Consider the following 15,856-nt stretch of genomic DNA (forward strand, 5'->3'; position numbering starts at 1 on the left):
CCTCCGGCGGCACACCGTGCATACGCCGAGGAGACAGAATATGCCCGTCAAAGCCTATATCAACCGGATCGCGACAGCGGTGCCGGAGCACGAGGTTCATCAATTCTACCTGCGTTTTGCGGCCTCGATGCTCGCGGTCGATCGCCGGAGGATCTTCGAACGCATGGCCGATCTTGCCGGCATCGAGCACCGCTATTCCTGCTTTGCGCCGGCGTCCGACCCCGAGGGACCGTCCGCCAACCTGGCGGGGACCTTCATCCGCGGTGCGTTTCCCGGAACGGCGATGAGAATGGCAATGTTCGACGATGCGGCACCCGTTCTGGCGCAAAAGGGCATCGACGGATTGCAGCTTGGCGACGACGCCTCCCGCATCACCCATTTGATCGTCACTACCTGCACCGGCTTTTCGGCGCCGGGCATCGATCTCGAACTGGTTGCCCGTTGCGGGCTGCCGGACAGTGTCGAACGCACGATGATCGGGTTCATGGGTTGCTACGCGGCAATCAACGGCCTCAAGCTGGCCCACCACATCGTCCGCTCCGACCCACAGGCCAAGGTCCTGCTGGTCAATATCGAGCTCTGCACGATGCATCTGCGCGAAACCACTGAACTCGAAAAACTGCTGTCGTTCTGCCTTTGGGGTGACGGCTGCGCGGCCGCGCTCGTGACCGCCGAGCCGGCCGGCATCGAGCTCGATAGCTTTCACTGTCTGGTGGCGAGGGAGCGGCGGGAGCTGATGCGCTGGAACATTCGCGACCACGGCTTCGAAATGGTTCTTTCCGGCCAGGTTCCGGCAGCCATTCATGAAGCGTTGCGGAGCAACCAGGCCGCCATCCTCGGCGGTCGACCGGCGGAAGACATCGACCTTTGGGCCGTGCACCCGGGTGGACGTTCGGTTCTCGACGCCGTCGAAAGGGCCCTGAAACTGGTCTCCACCGCGCTGGACCCATCGCGCGAGGTGTTGCGCCGGTATGGGAACATGTCGTCCGCGACCGTCATGTTCGTGATGAAGGAGATGTTGAAGGCGCCACCCGGCCTGCTCGGCTGCGGCATGTCGTTCGGACCAGGATTGACGGCGGAAACCATGCTCTTTCGAACGGTGTCATGAGCGGCCTGGAGCGTCGGCAGCTTGCGCCGGAAATCCTCGACGGACTTGCTGCCGACGATCCGCGAGCGCTTGTCGCGCGCCGCGACCTTCGTCGCATCAATATGCTGATGTTTCAGGCGCCGATCATGACGTCGTTGCTCAGGAGGTTCGTGCCAACGCCGCCACGCCGCATCCTGGAGATCGGCGCCGGTGATGGCTCCTTCATGCTGGCGGTGGCGCGGCGCATGGCCAGGCATTGGCCCGGGGTCGAACTGGTGATGCTCGACCGCGTCGACCTCGTCACCGCGCAATTGCGCGGTGATTTCGACAGCCTGGGATGGAAGGCCGAAGGCGTTACCGCCGATATCTTCGATTGGGCAGGAAAGATCGAGGGCGTGCGGTTCGACGCCATCACCGTCAATCTGTTTCTGCATCATCTCGACGATGCGCAGCTCGTGCGTCTGTTTTCGCTCATCAGGCCGAAAGCCCCGTTGCTCATCGCGACAGAGCCGCTGCGGGCGAAACTGGCGCTGGCCGCGACCCGTCTTCTCCCGGCAATCGGCGCCAACGACGTCACACGAAACGACGCGGCTCAGAGCGTGCGTGCCGGTTTTCGCGGCCGCGAGCTTTCCGGCCTCTGGCTTGCGGCCAACGGCAAACCGGTCGAGGAACGGCGCGCTGGCCTGTTTTCCCACATCTTCGTCGGCGCCAGCGCCAGTAACGAGCCATGACGCGATTGTCGACCCATGATGCGATCATCATAGGCGCCGGCCCGGCGGGCACATCTGTCGCGCTCACGCTGGCCCGGCGTGGATGGGCCGTGGCAATTGTGGAGAAGACCGCATTTCCGCGCCGTAAGGTCTGCGGCGAATACATCTCGGCAAGCAATCTTGCGCTTCTCGACCAGCTGGAGATCGGCGATGCCTGGCGTGCCAATGCCGGCCCCGAAATCCGCCGCGTCGGTTTGTTTTCCGGCGAGACCTGCGTCGAAGCGGCTATGCCACGTCCGGGAGCTGGGTCCCGTGCGAAAGACGGCTTCGGCCGGGCGCTCGGCCGGGACATTCTCGACTCTCTGCTTCTGCAAGCGGCGCGATCGGCGGGCGTCGAAATCTTCCAGCCCTGCCGCGCCGTCGCCATCGACCGGGACGGTGAGATGCAACGAGTTCAGGCCGGGGATGAAGCGGTGATGTTGCGTGCGCCGGTGATTGTCGCCGCACACGGCTCCTGGGAGCCGGGACCACTACCCAGCCAGCTCGCAAAGACCAATCGGCCGTCGGACCTGCTCGGCTTCAAGGCGCATTTCACCGGGTCGTCGCTTGCACCGGATTTGATGCCTCTGCTGGCTTTTCCCGGCGGCTATGGTGGCATGGTCTCGGCGGATCATGGACGGTTGTCGATCTCGTGCTGCATTCGCCGCGATGTGCTCGCGCGGCTGCGTAAACAACATGACCCCGAACACCGGAGCCATGTGTCAGCCGCCGATGTGGTCTCGCGCCATCTCATGAATTCATGCCGGGGCGTGCGAGACGCCCTGGAACCGGCGCACCTCGATGGTCCCTGGCTTGCCGCGGGTCCGATCCGGCCGGGAATTCGCTCCTGCTACGAACAGGACATCTTCCGGGTCGGCAATGCAGCCGGAGAGTCTCACCCAGTCATCGCCGAGGGCATCTCGATGGCGCTTCAGTCCGGCTGGCTGCTGGCTTGCGAACTCGCATCCGCGCCAAGTGGACAAGCGGGGCGCGAGGCCGCCGCCAGACGCTACGAGGCGGCCTGGAAAAGACTGTTTTCGACACGTGTCCACGCCGCCGCGGCCCTCGCCGGAATTGCCCTTCGCCCCGGCAGCGCCACCGTAATGGCGGCGATCGTCCGGAATTTCCCGCAGGCCCTGACATTGGGCGCGCAACTGAGCGGCAAGACCAAGCCGGTTCCCGGCTTTGCCTGACGAGCGACGCGCATGAGGGCACGCCCAAAACAGGATGGCCATCCTGTTTTGGCTCGCAGGCGTTTTGGTGACAGACGTGCCATGTTCGGCCTAGGCTGGCCTCAAAGCCCGGGAGATCGAGACGGTCGAAGAACGGGACGGCCAGCAACAACATTAACGGCGTCACATCGGGACAGACTATGCAGCAAGCCATTACGTCCGACGGCCTTCGCCGGGTGGTGCTCGTCGTCGCGCTGCTGAACCTCGGTTACTTCGGCATCGAATTCGCCGTGGCGCTGGCGATCGGCTCGGTGTCGCTGTTCGCCGACAGCGTCGATTTTCTGGAAGATGCCTCGGTCAATCTCCTGATACTGCTCGCCATGGGCTGGTCGCTGCGTGCCCGCTCGCGGGTCGGCATGGCGCTGGCGCTTATCCTTCTGGTGCCCGGCCTGGCGACGCTGTGGACCGCGTGGGAAAAGTTCAACATGCCGGTGCCGCCGCAGCCGGCAGCGCTGACGCTGGCGGGGTTGGGCGCCTTGGCGGTCAACCTGTCGTGCGCCTACATGCTGGCGCGCTACCGCCGTCACAGCGGCAGTCTTACCAGGGCGGCATTCCTTTCGGCCCGCAACGACGCCGTCGCCAACATCGCGATCATACTGGCCGGGTTGATAACTGCCTTCCTATGGCGCTCGGCATGGCCGGATCTGATCGTCGGCCTCGGAATTGCGGCGCTGAACGCAGACGCGGCGCGCGAGGTCTGGGAGGCAGCTCGGGAGGAGCACCGCGCCGGTTCGTGAAGCCAAACGCCCAGCGCGGTGCCGGCCTGCGAATGCGGCGATGCAGGGGCGCCACTGCAGGCCGGCAGACCGGTTTGCAGTCATCCAGAAACTTGCGTGATTTCTAATATAGCGCACACCTGCAAAGCGGGCGGAGGCAGAAACGTCCTCATAAGCACGCACCTCATCAAAAGGCCCGCGTCCGGACGAGGACACGGGCCGGTTTTCGCTGGCATGCGCTAGGCAGGTATCAAGACGGCGATGCGATGAATGCCGACCACCTTGCTGGTGTTCGTTGCCGCGTCGGTCTTACCCTTGGCGCAGGTGTACATGTCGCCTTCCCTAAGCTTGAATTGCTTGTCGGCTTTCTTGATCGTGAATTCACCGGCGGCAATGGTGCACACCATGTCGTTGTCCATCACCGTTTCAGGCGCGACTGCTCCCGGCTGAAAGACCACATCGACAATTGAGATGCTCTTGTAGGCAGGGATATCGGAATTGCCGGTGCCGACCTCAACCACCCTGACGCCGGGGGCAATCTCTTTGCCTTCCTTCGGGCCGTATTTCTTGACCTTTGCAGCTGCCGCCAGCGTGAACAAAGGCGTTACCGCGGCCGCCGTCACGCCGAGCGCGATTGCAGACCTGCGATTTATGGTTTTCATAGTATCCTCCCATTATATTGGCCACGCATCGATGCGCATGGCCGCAATATATTAGCACATATGCAGGTAATTGCAGCACGACGTTTCGGAGCTTCCGGGAGCGAGACCGCCCCTCGGTCGAATGCGACCGAATAGCAAACAATTCCATGCTATGCTGGCGAGCCATCAAACGGGCGACGGGGGATAGCAATGTTGGAAACGGACAAGGTGTTCGCTGGCTCAATTCCGGAAAACTACGACCGCTACATGGTGCCGTTGATTTTCGAGCCGTTCGCCGCAGATCTTGCACGACGAGCAGCGTCCTTGTCGCCAAGCGCCGTTCTGGAAACCGCCGCAGGCACCGGGGTTGTCACCCGCGCATTGGCGCCAAAACTGTCCGCCGATGCAAGCTATGTCGTAACCGACCTCAACCAGCCGATGCTCGACTACGCCGCTTCGCGGCAAGCTCCCGACGATCGCATCAAATGGCGTCAGGCTGATGCTCTGGCGCTACCGTTCGAAAATGCGGCCTTCGATCTCGTTTGTTGTCAGTTCGGTGCGATGTTCTTTCCCAACCGCTCATCTGCCTACCGCGAAGCCCGGCGAGTCCTGAAGCCCGGAGGCCATTTTCTATTCAGCGTATGGGATCGCATCGAAGAGAATGTATTTGCGGACGATGTGACGAATGCTCTGGCGAGGATTTTTCCGAACGATCCGCCGCGCTTTCTGGCACGCAGGCCGCATGGCTACCACGATACGGCACTGATCCGTAGCGAGCTGGAGGACGCAGGTTTTTCCGGTGTGGTGATCGAGACGAGGGCCGAACAAAGCCGTGCCTCCTCGCCGCGCCTTCCGGCCGTTGCTTATTGCCAGGGCACTCTCCTTCGCAACGAAATCGAGGCCAGAGAGGCGGGGAAGCTGGACGCTGCAACCGACTATGCCGCAGCCGCCATTGCAGACAGGCATGGCAGCGGCAAGGTTGCTGCCAAAATTCAGGCTCACATAGTGGTGGCTGTGGTCTAGGTGTTGGATATCCCGCTCAGGCACTTGGCGACATTCAGCTGCTGCGCGGCAAACATCTTGCCGCTATCCCGAATTCTCAGACGGTAATCGTTCATTCGCCCGAGTGGCAGGTCGACAAGTGCCGGGTCGATAATCACCGGTCTGATCGATCGCCGGGGCTCGATGACGGCGGCTGCCGGCCGCAAGATTCTGGTCGGCCCGGCTTCACTTTCGCAGCCATGGCCGACTCCGCCCAGCTAGGTCTAGTCATTTCGCTTTCTTGACTCGGCCGACAAAAACGGGCAGCAAAGTCATCATTGGAGGGCAGTTTTGCCAATTATGCAGGTTTTGGAGGGCGTTTTTCGGTGTGGCCGTCGCCCAATCGGCGGTCGGTAGAGGGATTGGTTAACCAACTTTGTCCATCTTTTGAATCAATCGGCAACAGACGCGAAGCGTGCTGGGGGCACCAGGCGAACTGTGAATGTCACGGCTGCGAAATCCGCTAGCCGGCATCGGCCGATTGAGAGTGGTTGAATGGCGTTTGTAAGTGCGAAAACCCGGGGTGACAGTCCTGCAACTGGATTGACTTCGATGAGGCCCGGCCTGCGCTGGGTCGCGGTTCCGGCCGTCGGCGCAGCCATTGCTTTATGGTCGGCGGCGACCTTGGCCGGCCTTTATTCGATGGGAACCTCGCTCACCGCCGCTTCCAACGGTCTCCCGCAAAGCCTGCTCGCGCCGCGCACCATCGCGCTCGCCGATCCTCGCCGCAGCCTTGCAAAGGCGCAGGCCCCCACATGGGCCGCGACAAACGCAGCGCTGTCGGCCCGGCTGCTGCAGCATGGATGCGATGCCAATTGCCTGCGGTCGGCGTCGAACTTCGTTCACCAGGGAAAATCGGCGCGTATCAAGCGAACCGCCGTGCCGCCTGTCGCCGCCGCATCGCGGCATCCAAGCTTCGACGACGTGGTGGCCAAAGCGGGGCTGTCGCCGCAGAAGCTTGCCGCCGCGTTTGCCCGTGCCGGCTCACCCGTCATGCTCGCAAGCCTGCCGGCCGACGCCCGGTTCGCCGAGCCGGTACGCATACCCGACCCGAACGGCCCGGCATCCGTGCGCTTCGGGCCGGCGGTGGCGGAGATCGAACGTTCGTCGCGCCTTGCGCTGGCGCTGGCGAATACATTGCCGGAGCAGATGATCGACGTGCTCCCGGCAGCCGTCGTGGTAAGCGAGCCGGCAGCTTCGCAAGAGCCGCAAGAGCCAGAGGTCCAACTGGCCTCGCTGCCGCCGCAGGACGACATGCCCGACAGCGTTCCGCTGCCGACCCTGCGTCCGCAGGCGGACATCGATGAGCCGGCGCCCCAGGCTCAAGCCTCGAAAGACCGGGCGCCAAAGGATCAGGCATCAAAGGCCCAGGCAGTAAAAACGGAGCCGCCCCAGAAATCCAGGGCCCAGGCATCCAGGGCGAGCAAGGTCCAGGCGGCCGACGCTCCGCCGGTCGAGACGCTACCCGGCAGCCTGTCGCCTCGCAATTCGTCACAAGCGGCAGTGCCGGCCGTGTCGGGCAAGCGGTCGAGAACGCAGGGCGGCGACATGCTGGCCTATGCCAAGCCCGACTTGCCTTCCGGCGGACTCGGCGGAGCCTTCAGGAACCTGTTCACCACGCCCAACATGGGCAGCGGCGTCGCCGTCTACGACATCTCGGCCAAGACCGTCTATATGCCCGACGGCTCACGGCTGGAGGCACATTCGGGACTGGGCGCGATGGTCGACCAGCCGCGCTACGTTCACAAGAAGAATGTCGGTCCGACGCCGCCCGACACCTACAATCTGACGCTGCGGGAATCGCGCTTCCATGGCGTCGAGGCCCTGCGTCTCACCCCTGCCAGCGGCAGCAACAAATATGGCCGCGACGGCCTGCTCGCCCACACCTACATGCTGCGCGGCGGGCGCGCCGAATCCAATGGCTGCGTCGTCTTCAAGGACTATGCCCGCTTTCTCGCCGCCTACAAGAAGGGCAAGATCAAGCGGCTCGTCGTGGTGCCGCGCCTGTCGAAGCCGCTGACACGCGTCGCCCAAGAGGGCCGCGGCGCTTAGGTTCGCGGCGGTCCTTTACGGCTTCGTTATCCCAGGGCGGAGCGGACGCGACCCTGGGATCCATGCCGTTGCATCAGCCGAAGAATGCAACGATGCAGATTTGACGCCGTTCTGTCGCAATCCCTTTCACTTCTTATCCCTCCTGCACGAGGTTCTGCACCGTCGCAGCGCATAGAAGTCACGGCATGGATCCCAGGGTCTTCGCGACGTCGCTTCGCTCCTGCTTCGCCCTGGGATGACGACGCTGGGGGACGTTTGGGCCAATCTCGAGGTTTTCATTCCCGGCCGAGGATATTATGACTGACCGGCCGGGGCGGCTCCAGCTTCAAACAATCACGAGGACATCATGACAATACGCGCTGTCGTCTGGGGCGAGAATATTCATGAGCGGACCAACGAGGTGGTCGCCGGCATCTATCCCGAGGGCATGCATGCGACGATCGCCAATGCGCTGAAACTCGACCCGGAGATTTCGGTATCGTGGGCGACGCTGGAGCAGAAGGAGCATGGGCTGCCGGCCGACCGTCTGGCCGAGACCGACGTCTTGCTGTGGTGGGGACACAAGGACCATGGCGCCGTCGCCGACGAAGTGGTCGAGCGCGTGGCGCGCCGCGTCTGGGAAGGCATGGGGCTGATCGTTCTCCATTCCGGCCATTTCTCGAAGATCTTCAAGAAGCTGATGGGCACTCCCTGCACGCTGAAATGGCGCGAGGCGGGCGAGCGCGAACGGCTCTGGGTGACCAGCGCAAGCCACCCGATCGCTGCCGGGATCGGCGAGTATTTCGAGCTCGAAAACGAGGAGATGTATGGCGAGCAGTTCGCCGTGCCGGAGCCGCTCGAGACCGTGTTCATCTCCTGGTTCCAGGGCGGCGAAGTGTTCCGGTCGGGGCTGACCTATCGCCGCGGCGCCGGCAACATCTTCTATTTCAGGCCCGGCCACGAGACGTATCCGACCTATCACGACGCCAACGTCCACAAGGTGCTGCGCAATGCGGTGAGATGGGCGCACAACCCCCAAGGCTCCAATCCGGCCATCCTCGATGCGCCGAACGTACCGGTGGAAAAGGCGCTCGAGCCGATCGTCGAGCGTGGCGGAAAACTTCATTCCGCCGGCGAAACCGGCTTCCGCTAGACGACAAATCCATTATCGAACAAGAAGATAAAGCCCTGTCCTAAGGATAAGAATCATGCGTCTGTTGATACTCGGTACGGGCTGGATGGCGGAGGAGCATGCCAGGCAGTTCGGCAAGATCGAGGGCGTCGAACTGATCGGCGCCGTCGATCTCGACCGTACGCGTGTCGACAAGTTTTCGGACATCTATGGCATCCCCAACCGCTTCGCGTCGCTGGACGAGGCGCTGGCATGGGGCAAGTTCGATGCGGTGGCGAACGTGACGCCTGATCGCATCCACCATCCGACCACCATGATGCTGATCGCGACGGGCAAGCCGGTGCTTTGCGAAAAGCCGCTGGCCGAAAACTTCGAGAAGGCCAGTGAGATGGCCGATGCCGCCGAGCGAGCCGGCATCATCAACATGGTCAACCTGACCTATCGCAATGTCGCGCCGCTGCAGAGAGCGCGCGCCATGGTGCTGGCTGGCGAGATCGGCACGGTCAGGCATGTCGAGGCGTCCTATCTGCAGAGCTGGCTGGTGTCCAAGTTCTGGGGCGACTGGCGCACCGATCCGAAATGGCTGTGGCGCCTGTCGCGCGGCCATGGCTCCAACGGCGTGCTGGGTGACGTGGGCATCCACATCCTCGATTTCGCCAGCTATGGCGCCGCACTCGACATCGACCATGTGTTCTGCCGCCTGCGGTCCTTCGACAAGGCGCCCGACAACCGGATCGGCGAGTACGAGCTCGACGCCAATGACAGTTTCACCATGGCGCTGGATTTCAGCAATGGCGCTTTCGGTGTCGTTCATGCCAGCCGCTGGGCGACGGGCCATCTCAACGAACTCCGCCTGCGCATCTACGGCGACAAGGGTGGCATCGAAGTCGTGCACAATCTGACCAGCTCGGAGCTGAAAGCCTGCATCGGCGAGGACGTCGAGAACGCCAAATGGCAGGTTCTGGACGCCGGAACGGTGGCGACCAACTACCAGCGCTTTGTCGATGCGGTGCGCAACGGCGTTCAGGCCGAGCCGTCGTTCCGCCATGCCGCCGAATTGCAGAAGGTGCTCGACCTCGCCGTTGCCTCGGATGAGAAGAGGGCTGAATTGAGCACGCACGCGGATGCGCAATAGGCTTGGGTTCCTGCGCCGCAGGGCGGGGCGGTCGACCGATGCTGTTCAACGGCACAAGCAGCGGAAGCATCTGGCTGCATCGCTTGCATATGCCTCGACGCTGCTCATAATGTGCGGACAAGGCATCGCGACTCTATCGAATCGCTAGAAAACCGATGGATAAATGAGCAAACCAGATCGCTAAATTCTTCTTTGCATAGGTACTTAGATGATCCAATCTTCCCATAAATTTAAAGAACGCACGTCCTTTGAAAGCGCAGAATCGGTTTTAGCGGCTATTCTAGTTTTATGTCTCTTCGCTGCGATTCTCGCCTTCTTCCATTACAATCCTGAGCTCCGATCAGCCATTGCCGGGGCTTTTCGGCCGTCTGACAATTTCATCGCGACCGTGGAAAGTGACCCATTTGCTGTTCTTGGCGTCGTCAGCCTTTCCCTAGTTGCCTTTGTCGCAACGCTATTTTTTCTTATTACAACATGGTCTATTGCGACGAGATCCATTCACTTGTTATCTGCACGCTTCCTCGCGTTGGCCAACCGCAGTGTTGAGTCAGATAAAGGCAATTGAGCGCACGATCGGTCTCTCCAATGGGACGTCGAATCTTTGCCGATAGATCCGCACCTCCGGATAAGTCCAACCACCCATCTGGGCCATCGGTGGCAGCCAACTGACTGAATCTAAGCCTCAATGCCGCAGGATCTTGCTCCGCCCTGGGACGAAGTCATGATTGGCTGAGGGGCAATCGCGGATGTCGGAGATCGGCGGAGCGTTTCCTGGTCCCACCCAACATAGCCGCACCTGGGAGATGAAACTATGGAGACCAGCGTAAGGAAGCTATTCGAGCGATATGAGCGCTTTTTCAACCAGTCCCTCGGCGGCGACATGGACATGGATGAAGTCGCATCGCTGTATGCTTCGGACTTCATAGCGGCCTCGCCCGCCGGGGTCATGACTGGAAAGAATGATGAGCAACTCAAGCAGGTCATGGCGCAGGGCTATGCGCACTATCGGGCGATAGGGACGAAGGAAATGCGGATACGCAACGTCCGGCTCTCGCCGATAGACGAACATCATTGCGTGGCTCATGTCGCCTGGACAGGAACCTATGCCCGCAAGGATCAATCGAAGGTGGCGATAGATTTTGACGTCCACTACCTCGTGCAGAAGTTGGACGGCGAGCCGAAGGTTTTCGGCTGGATATCGGACGACGAGCAGGCGCTGTTGAGAAAGCACGGCATCGTCTGAGGTCCGCTTTCTCCTGATGCCCCCTAATGCCGCAGGATCTTGCTCAGAAAAGCGCGGCTGCGGTCGGTCTTCGGGTTGGAGAAGAACTCATCCGGCGTGCCGCTTTCGACAATGGCGCCGGCGTCCATGAACACGACGCGCTGTGCGACCTTGCGGGCAAAGCCCATCTCATGGGTCACCACCATCATGGTCATACCTTCCTCGGCCACCGCGACCATGACGTCGAGCACTTCGGAGATCATCTCGGGATCGAGGGCCGAGGTCGGCTCGTCGAACAGCATGATCTTGGGGCGCATGCCGAGGCAGCGCGCGATCGCCACGCGCTGCTGCTGGCCGCCTGAGAGCTGCGCGGGATAGGCATCGACCTTGTCGGCGAGGCCGACCTTGGCGAGCAGCTCGCGCCCTGCCTTTTCGGCTTCGGCGCGCGGGATCTTGCGGACATGGATCGGCGCCAGCGTGACGTTCTCGAGCGCCGTCTTGTGCGGATAGAGGTTGAACGACTGGAAGACGAAGCCGATCTCGGTGCGCAGCCGCGTCATGTTGGTGGCGGCGTCGCCGAGACGCTGGCCGTCGACCGTCAGGTCGCCGTCGCGGATCGTCTCCAGCCCGTTGATGCAGCGGATCAGGGTGCTCTTGCCCGAGCCGCTCGGGCCGCAGACGACGACCACTTCGCGCGGCTCGACGCTCAGCGTGATGTCCCTGAGCACGTTGAGCTGGCCGAACCATTTGTTGACGCCGCGAAATTCGATCATGCCAGTGCCATTTTTGCTAAGGTTCGACATCACAACTGCACCTCGCCATGCGCCGCACCCATGCGTTGCTCCAGCCGGCGGGCCAGCATGATCAGGGGGTAGCAGACGATGAAGTAACCGAGCCCGACGAGGAAGAAGACCAGCAGCCCATTGGGCACACGCTGCACCACCAGCCAGCCGACGCGGGTGAGGTCGGTGAGGCCGATGGCCGAGACGACCGAGGAATCCTTGATCAGCAGCACATATTGCCCGACCAGCGGCGGCAGCACGATGCGCATCGCCTGCGGCAGCACCACCTGGCGCATGCGCTGCCAGCGCGACAGGCCGGACGCCAGCGCCGCCTCGACCTGGCCGGTCGGCACCGAACGGATGCCGGCGACGACGATCTCGCAGATGAAGCAGGCGGCCAGATTGGTCAGCGCGATGATGCCGGCGGTGAAGGCGTCGAGCTCGATGCCGAGTTCCGGCAGGATGAAGAAGATCAGGAAGATCTGCACCAGGAACGGCGTGCCGCGGATCAGGTCGACCCAGGCGCCGATCGCGCCGCTGATCAGCCGGTTGCCGCCGGTGCGCAGGATGCCGAGGCCGAAGCCGAGCAGCGTGCCCAGCACCAGGCTGATCAGCGACAGCACCACGGTCATGCCGAGGCCGCGCAAGGCGAGGGGATAGCTGCCGGCGATGCTTTGCAGCTGCTGCCAGATCATGTCCGTGCCCCCGCGAGGCCGAGCCAGCGCCCGGAGAGCGCCGCCAGCCCCTTCAGCCCGTAATAGAGCAGGAGGTAGAAGGCGGCGATGGTGATGAAACCTTCCGCCGGCATGAAGCGGTCGGACGCGAGCAATTGTCCGGCGCGCGTCAGCTCGGCAACCGAGATCAGCGACAACAGGGCGGAATCCTTGACCAGCACGATCGCCTGGCCGAGCAGCGGCGGGATCGTCACCTTGAACGCCTGCGGCAGGATGACGAGACGCATGCGCTGGACATAGGTCATGCCCGAAGCGACGCCGGCCTCGACCTGGCCGCGCGGGATCGACAGGATGCCGGCACGGATGATCTCGGCGACATAGGCGCCGCTGTTCAGCGATAAAGCGAGGATACCGACGACGAACTCGGGCAGGATAAAGCCGAGCCGCGGCAGGCCGAAATAGAGGAAATAAAGCTGCGCCAGCAAGGGCGTGGCGCGCACCGCGTCGATATAGGCCTTGGCCGGGACGCGGAACAGCCGGCCGCGCTGCAGGTTCATGGCGGCGAGCACGATGCCGACGGCGAGCGCGCCGGCAAAGGAGAGCGCAGACAGCCACACGGTCGTGACGAGACCCTGCCCGAACAGGGGCAGATATTCGACGATGGTGCGGAAGCTGAAGTTTTCGAGCATGGTGAGTGGGCAGTAGTGAGTGGGCAGTAGTGAGTAGTGAAGGTGTCCGGAATGCCATCAGCCACTCCATGCTCCCTATTTCTACTTCCTACTCCCTACTCCCTATCCGTTAGTGGTCTTTTTTCCAGGCGTCGGAATTCACCCAGTAATCGAGGTTCTTTTGCAGGCGGCCGTCGAGGCTGACCTGGTCGAGGAACAGGTTCATCCAGACCAGCAGGTCCTGCTCGTCATAGCGCGTGGCGAAGGCCAGCGGCTCCTTCGACAGCATATCCGGCATGATGGTGAAGCTGCCGGCTGGGTAAGCGGTCGACTGGCCCTTGACCGCCGAGACGTCGTTGACGCCGCAATCGGCCTGGCCGTTATTGACGGCGTCGAGCAGCAGCGGGCCGCCGCCCTTGTAGCTCTTGATGTCGGCATCGGGGAAGGCGACCTTGGCTTCTTTCTCGCCGGTGGCGCCGAGCAGCACCGCGATCTTGGTGCCTTTGGCCTTGCAGTCCTCGGTGGACTTGAAGGCGGTCCCAGCCTTGGTGAAGACGGTGCTGCCCGTGTACATGTAAGGCTTGGTAAAGGCGACCTTCATGCCGCGCGCCAGCGTCGGCGTCATGTCGGCGACCAGAAGATCGGCCTTGCCCGACAGCAGCGCCGGGATCAGGCCGTCCCAGTCGAAGTCGAGGAAGGTGATCTTGACGCCCATTTCCTTGGCCATCAGTTCAGCGAGTTCGACCGAACTGCCGGTGCGTTCGCCGGCGGCGCCCACCAGCGAAAAGGGCGGGCCTTGCGTCTGCACCGCAACGCGCAACTCACCGCGCTTGGTGATCTCGTCGAGGGTTCCGGCACTGGCGGCAGCGGTGAGGCCGGCGAGCGCAAGTCCGGCGATGAAAAGCTTGGCAATCTTCATTTGGGCATTCCTCCTTGTTGTCGTTTGTTGTTCCACTTGTTGTTTCACCCCATCGGGTGCTTTTTGAGCGGCAGCGCCGTTGCCGGCGGCAACCACCGTTCGAAAATCCTTCAGTCCCAGCTCACTATTTCGGCAACCTTGATGCCGCGCCTGGCCAGCGCGTCGAGGAAGCGGCCATCGGGCACATGCAGCAGCGGGTTGAGCAGGCCGGGCGTGGCGATCTCGCGCCGTGCCAGCATCTGCGCCACGATGCTGGCGGGATAGCCGACGCCAAGGCTCATGCCGAACAGGCCGGAGGCGAGATCGCGTTCGATGACCAGCTCCGAGGTCACCGTCTTGCGGCGGCCGCCTTCGCTCCCGACAAAGACGTTGCGCATCACGCAAAGGTCTTTTTCGTCGGCGCCATATTGCAGTTGCGGACCGAGCAGCCGGCCGAGGAATTCGCGTGGGCTGGCACCGGTGCCGGATACCTTTTCCTCGGACAGGAAGCCGAGCTGCTTCAGCGGCGCCCAGAACGCCGACCAGCCGGGCCAGCGCAGCGAATATCGGCCGGAGCGCTGCAGCCCCTTTGCGGCGGCAAGCATGCCGGCATAATGCGGCGCGTCGCCATTGGGGAAGGCTTCCAGCCTGCCCAGCCCCGCCACCTCGATCTCGTGGATGAAGCGATTGTCGTGCTGGCGGGCGGCCGGCACATCGACCCGTTCGCCATTCTCGACCAGCACACTGTCGCGGTTCTGGCTGACCAGAACCATGTCGAAATTCCAGCTCACCTTGTAGCGCAGCGGCTCGACCACCGCTTTCGGCTCGGGAATGCCGCCGCAGTAGGAGTCGATCGCGGTGATGGTGTCGAACTGGCTTGCGGCGCGCGCGTAGAGCACAAGGTCGATGCCGGGGTCGAGCCCGCATTCGGTGACGATCGAGACGCCGGCCTTTTCGGCCTCCGGCGCGAGATCGGCGATGGCCTTGCCGTAATTGGTGGTGACCAGCGGCGTGCGCGTCGCGATCGCCGCCTGCACCGCCTCGCGCATCAGCGGTTGCGGCAACAGGTCGATGACCGCGTCGACATCCTTCATCACATCGGCCAGCACCGGACCGATCGCGCCCTCCGGCACGACGAAACGCACCCGGGCAAGGTCGGTCAGACCGCCAAGCCGCGCAGCGCCGTCGATTGCGGTGTCGACACAGACCACTTGCTCGACGCCGTCGCTGGCAACGAGATCGGCGATCGCCGCCCGGCCTTGCAGGCCGAGGCCGCCGAGAACCGCGATCTTCATGCCATTTCCTTCCGCGTCTCGTCCGACCAGCAGCCTTCCGGCAGGCTGACCCATTTGTTGCAGGACGCCATGACGACGAAGGTCTCGCTGCGCACGACTTCGCCCGGCTCACCGGCGCCGGGGATCAGCTCGCTGGTGACGCGGTAGAGATCGGCGACATCACCGGCCACGGTCACGTCGACGATGATGTCGAAGCGTCCGGTGACGACGGCTGCCGAGTTCACGAAAGGCAGTTCGGAGATGCGCTGCGCCAGTTCCCGGGCGCGGCCGCGTCCCTGCGCATTGATGCCGACGATCGCTGAGATCAGCTCGGGGCGTTCGGTGAGGTTGAGCAGCCCGACGATCTTGAGCAGGTTGCGGTCGAGCAGGTTGCGCAGCCGCATGCGCACCGTCGGCACCGAGATCGCCATCTTCTCGGCGAGGCGGTTGACGCCAAGCTGCGCATCCTGCGACAGCAGCTTGACCAGTCGCCGGTCGGTCTGATCGAGATGTTCCCGCAAACGCTCAGGCTTTCATAAAGGGAAATAAACGGCCGAATTTTCTTTCGGATATG

General features: G+C 62.8%; 17 protein-coding genes. 10 read left to right on the top strand and 7 right to left on the bottom strand.

The window, feature by feature from the left end; all coding sequences use genetic code 11:
* The first annotated feature begins 40 nt into the window (after nt 1-40).
* The 4 genes from NKI79_RS17760 (at nt 41) to NKI79_RS17775 (ending at nt 3,805) form a co-directional block, all read left to right on the top strand.
* Nucleotides 41-1,108: a type III polyketide synthase gene (locus NKI79_RS17760; protein ID WP_352803141.1), complete on the top strand. Its 1,068-nt coding sequence runs from the start codon at nt 41-43 to the stop codon at nt 1,106-1,108.
* Entirely contained in the window at nt 1,105-1,818 is a 714-nt protein-coding gene (locus NKI79_RS17765; RefSeq protein ID WP_352803142.1) for a methyltransferase domain-containing protein, read from the top strand. Before NKI79_RS17760 ends, NKI79_RS17765 begins: the two co-directional genes overlap by 4 nt.
* The gene (locus NKI79_RS17770) at nt 1,815-3,029 is read left to right on the top strand and encodes an NAD(P)/FAD-dependent oxidoreductase (RefSeq protein WP_352803144.1); all 1,215 of its coding nucleotides are present in this window, start codon (nt 1,815-1,817) and stop codon (nt 3,027-3,029) included. The genes NKI79_RS17765 and NKI79_RS17770 overlap by 4 nt, the downstream gene beginning before the upstream one ends.
* A gap of 179 nt (nt 3,030-3,208) precedes the next feature.
* Nucleotides 3,209-3,805, top strand: a complete 597-nt coding sequence (locus NKI79_RS17775; RefSeq protein ID WP_352507109.1) for a cation efflux transmembrane domain-containing protein — start codon at nt 3,209-3,211, stop codon at nt 3,803-3,805.
* A gap of 218 nt (nt 3,806-4,023) precedes the next feature.
* Here the strand turns inward: NKI79_RS17775 and NKI79_RS17780 are convergent, their stop codons facing one another.
* Nucleotides 4,024-4,446 carry a hypothetical protein gene (locus tag NKI79_RS17780; protein ID WP_352803147.1) on the bottom strand — a complete coding sequence of 141 codons (423 nt, stop codon included), beginning with the start codon at nt 4,444-4,446 and terminating at the stop codon, nt 4,024-4,026.
* Nucleotides 4,447-4,635: 189 nt separating this feature from the next.
* Here NKI79_RS17780 and NKI79_RS17785 point away from each other — a divergent pair, with 189 nt between their 5' ends.
* The 6 genes from NKI79_RS17785 to NKI79_RS17810 all read left to right on the top strand — a co-directional run bounded on the left by NKI79_RS17785 (nt 4,636) and on the right by NKI79_RS17810 (nt 11,007).
* Complete coding sequence (locus NKI79_RS17785) at nt 4,636-5,448, top strand: class I SAM-dependent methyltransferase (protein WP_352803149.1); 813 nt, start codon at nt 4,636-4,638, stop codon at nt 5,446-5,448.
* A 570-nt stretch (nt 5,449-6,018) separates the two neighbouring features.
* On the top strand, nt 6,019-7,518 hold the full coding sequence (locus NKI79_RS17790) for a tlde1 domain-containing protein (protein WP_352803152.1): 1,500 nt from the start codon (nt 6,019-6,021) through the stop codon (nt 7,516-7,518).
* 346 nt (nt 7,519-7,864) lie between these two features.
* Entirely contained in the window at nt 7,865-8,650 is a 786-nt protein-coding gene (locus NKI79_RS17795; RefSeq protein ID WP_352475656.1) for a ThuA domain-containing protein, read from the top strand.
* A gap of 55 nt (nt 8,651-8,705) precedes the next feature.
* Nucleotides 8,706-9,764: a Gfo/Idh/MocA family protein gene (locus NKI79_RS17800; protein ID WP_352803154.1), complete on the top strand. Its 1,059-nt coding sequence runs from the start codon at nt 8,706-8,708 to the stop codon at nt 9,762-9,764.
* Nucleotides 9,765-9,972: 208 nt separating this feature from the next.
* Nucleotides 9,973-10,329, top strand: a complete 357-nt coding sequence (locus NKI79_RS17805; protein ID WP_352803157.1) for a hypothetical protein — start codon at nt 9,973-9,975, stop codon at nt 10,327-10,329.
* A gap of 246 nt (nt 10,330-10,575) precedes the next feature.
* Nucleotides 10,576-11,007 (top strand): DUF6841 family protein, encoded by a 432-nt coding sequence (locus NKI79_RS17810; RefSeq protein WP_352803159.1) that lies wholly within the window; start codon nt 10,576-10,578, stop codon nt 11,005-11,007.
* Between the two features lie 23 nt (nt 11,008-11,030).
* Here NKI79_RS17810 and NKI79_RS17815 read toward each other — a convergent pair whose 3' ends face one another.
* The 6 genes from NKI79_RS17815 to NKI79_RS17840 all read right to left on the bottom strand — a co-directional run bounded on the left by NKI79_RS17815 (nt 11,031) and on the right by NKI79_RS17840 (nt 15,803).
* A complete protein-coding gene (locus NKI79_RS17815; protein ID WP_352803161.1) occupies nt 11,031-11,759 on the bottom strand; it encodes an amino acid ABC transporter ATP-binding protein in 729 nt (242 codons plus the stop codon).
* A gap of 29 nt (nt 11,760-11,788) precedes the next feature.
* On the bottom strand, nt 11,789-12,463 hold the full coding sequence (locus NKI79_RS17820) for an amino acid ABC transporter permease (RefSeq protein ID WP_023677250.1): 675 nt from the start codon (nt 12,461-12,463) through the stop codon (nt 11,789-11,791).
* Nucleotides 12,460-13,131 (bottom strand): amino acid ABC transporter permease, encoded by a 672-nt coding sequence (locus NKI79_RS17825; RefSeq protein WP_352803163.1) that lies wholly within the window; start codon nt 13,129-13,131, stop codon nt 12,460-12,462. The genes NKI79_RS17820 and NKI79_RS17825 overlap by 4 nt, the downstream gene beginning before the upstream one ends.
* Nucleotides 13,132-13,240: 109 nt before the next feature.
* Nucleotides 13,241-14,029, bottom strand: a complete 789-nt coding sequence (locus tag NKI79_RS17830) for an ABC transporter substrate-binding protein (protein ID WP_352803165.1) — start codon at nt 14,027-14,029, stop codon at nt 13,241-13,243.
* A 110-nt stretch (nt 14,030-14,139) separates the two neighbouring features.
* The gene (locus NKI79_RS17835) at nt 14,140-15,303 is read right to left on the bottom strand and encodes a saccharopine dehydrogenase family protein (protein ID WP_352803167.1); all 1,164 of its coding nucleotides are present in this window, start codon (nt 15,301-15,303) and stop codon (nt 14,140-14,142) included.
* Entirely contained in the window at nt 15,300-15,803 is a 504-nt protein-coding gene (locus NKI79_RS17840) for an Lrp/AsnC family transcriptional regulator (RefSeq protein ID WP_023677254.1), read from the bottom strand. Before NKI79_RS17840 ends, NKI79_RS17835 begins: the two co-directional genes overlap by 4 nt.
* Between the last annotated feature and the right edge of the window lie 53 nt (nt 15,804-15,856).

The sequence above is a fragment of the Mesorhizobium sp. M0340 genome (genome assembly GCF_040321535.1).
GTDB lineage: Bacteria > Pseudomonadota > Alphaproteobacteria > Rhizobiales > Rhizobiaceae > Mesorhizobium.

What these genes read in the sequence shown, in the direction of transcription:
- NKI79_RS17795 (WP_352475656.1), top strand. Translation starts at nt 7,865, where the DNA reads ATGACAATACGCGCTGTCGTCTGGGGCGAGAATATTCATGAGCGGACC.
- NKI79_RS17815 (WP_352803161.1), bottom strand. Translation starts at nt 11,759, where the DNA reads ATGATCGAATTTCGCGGCGTCAACAAATGGTTCGGCCAGCTCAACGTG.
- NKI79_RS17760 (WP_352803141.1), top strand. Translation starts at nt 41, where the DNA reads ATGCCCGTCAAAGCCTATATCAACCGGATCGCGACAGCGGTGCCGGAG.
- NKI79_RS17820 (WP_023677250.1), bottom strand. Translation starts at nt 12,463, where the DNA reads ATGATCTGGCAGCAGCTGCAAAGCATCGCCGGCAGCTATCCCCTCGCC.
- NKI79_RS17805 (WP_352803157.1), top strand. Translation starts at nt 9,973, where the DNA reads ATGATCCAATCTTCCCATAAATTTAAAGAACGCACGTCCTTTGAAAGC.
- NKI79_RS17775 (WP_352507109.1), top strand. Translation starts at nt 3,209, where the DNA reads ATGCAGCAAGCCATTACGTCCGACGGCCTTCGCCGGGTGGTGCTCGTC.
- NKI79_RS17825 (WP_352803163.1), bottom strand. Translation starts at nt 13,131, where the DNA reads ATGCTCGAAAACTTCAGCTTCCGCACCATCGTCGAATATCTGCCCCTG.
- NKI79_RS17800 (WP_352803154.1), top strand. Translation starts at nt 8,706, where the DNA reads ATGCGTCTGTTGATACTCGGTACGGGCTGGATGGCGGAGGAGCATGCC.
- NKI79_RS17790 (WP_352803152.1), top strand. Translation starts at nt 6,019, where the DNA reads ATGAGGCCCGGCCTGCGCTGGGTCGCGGTTCCGGCCGTCGGCGCAGCC.
- NKI79_RS17780 (WP_352803147.1), bottom strand. Translation starts at nt 4,446, where the DNA reads ATGAAAACCATAAATCGCAGGTCTGCAATCGCGCTCGGCGTGACGGCG.
- NKI79_RS17765 (WP_352803142.1), top strand. Translation starts at nt 1,105, where the DNA reads ATGAGCGGCCTGGAGCGTCGGCAGCTTGCGCCGGAAATCCTCGACGGA.
- NKI79_RS17835 (WP_352803167.1), bottom strand. Translation starts at nt 15,303, where the DNA reads ATGAAGATCGCGGTTCTCGGCGGCCTCGGCCTGCAAGGCCGGGCGGCG.
- NKI79_RS17810 (WP_352803159.1), top strand. Translation starts at nt 10,576, where the DNA reads ATGGAGACCAGCGTAAGGAAGCTATTCGAGCGATATGAGCGCTTTTTC.
- NKI79_RS17770 (WP_352803144.1), top strand. Translation starts at nt 1,815, where the DNA reads ATGACGCGATTGTCGACCCATGATGCGATCATCATAGGCGCCGGCCCG.
- NKI79_RS17785 (WP_352803149.1), top strand. Translation starts at nt 4,636, where the DNA reads ATGTTGGAAACGGACAAGGTGTTCGCTGGCTCAATTCCGGAAAACTAC.
- NKI79_RS17830 (WP_352803165.1), bottom strand. Translation starts at nt 14,029, where the DNA reads ATGAAGATTGCCAAGCTTTTCATCGCCGGACTTGCGCTCGCCGGCCTC.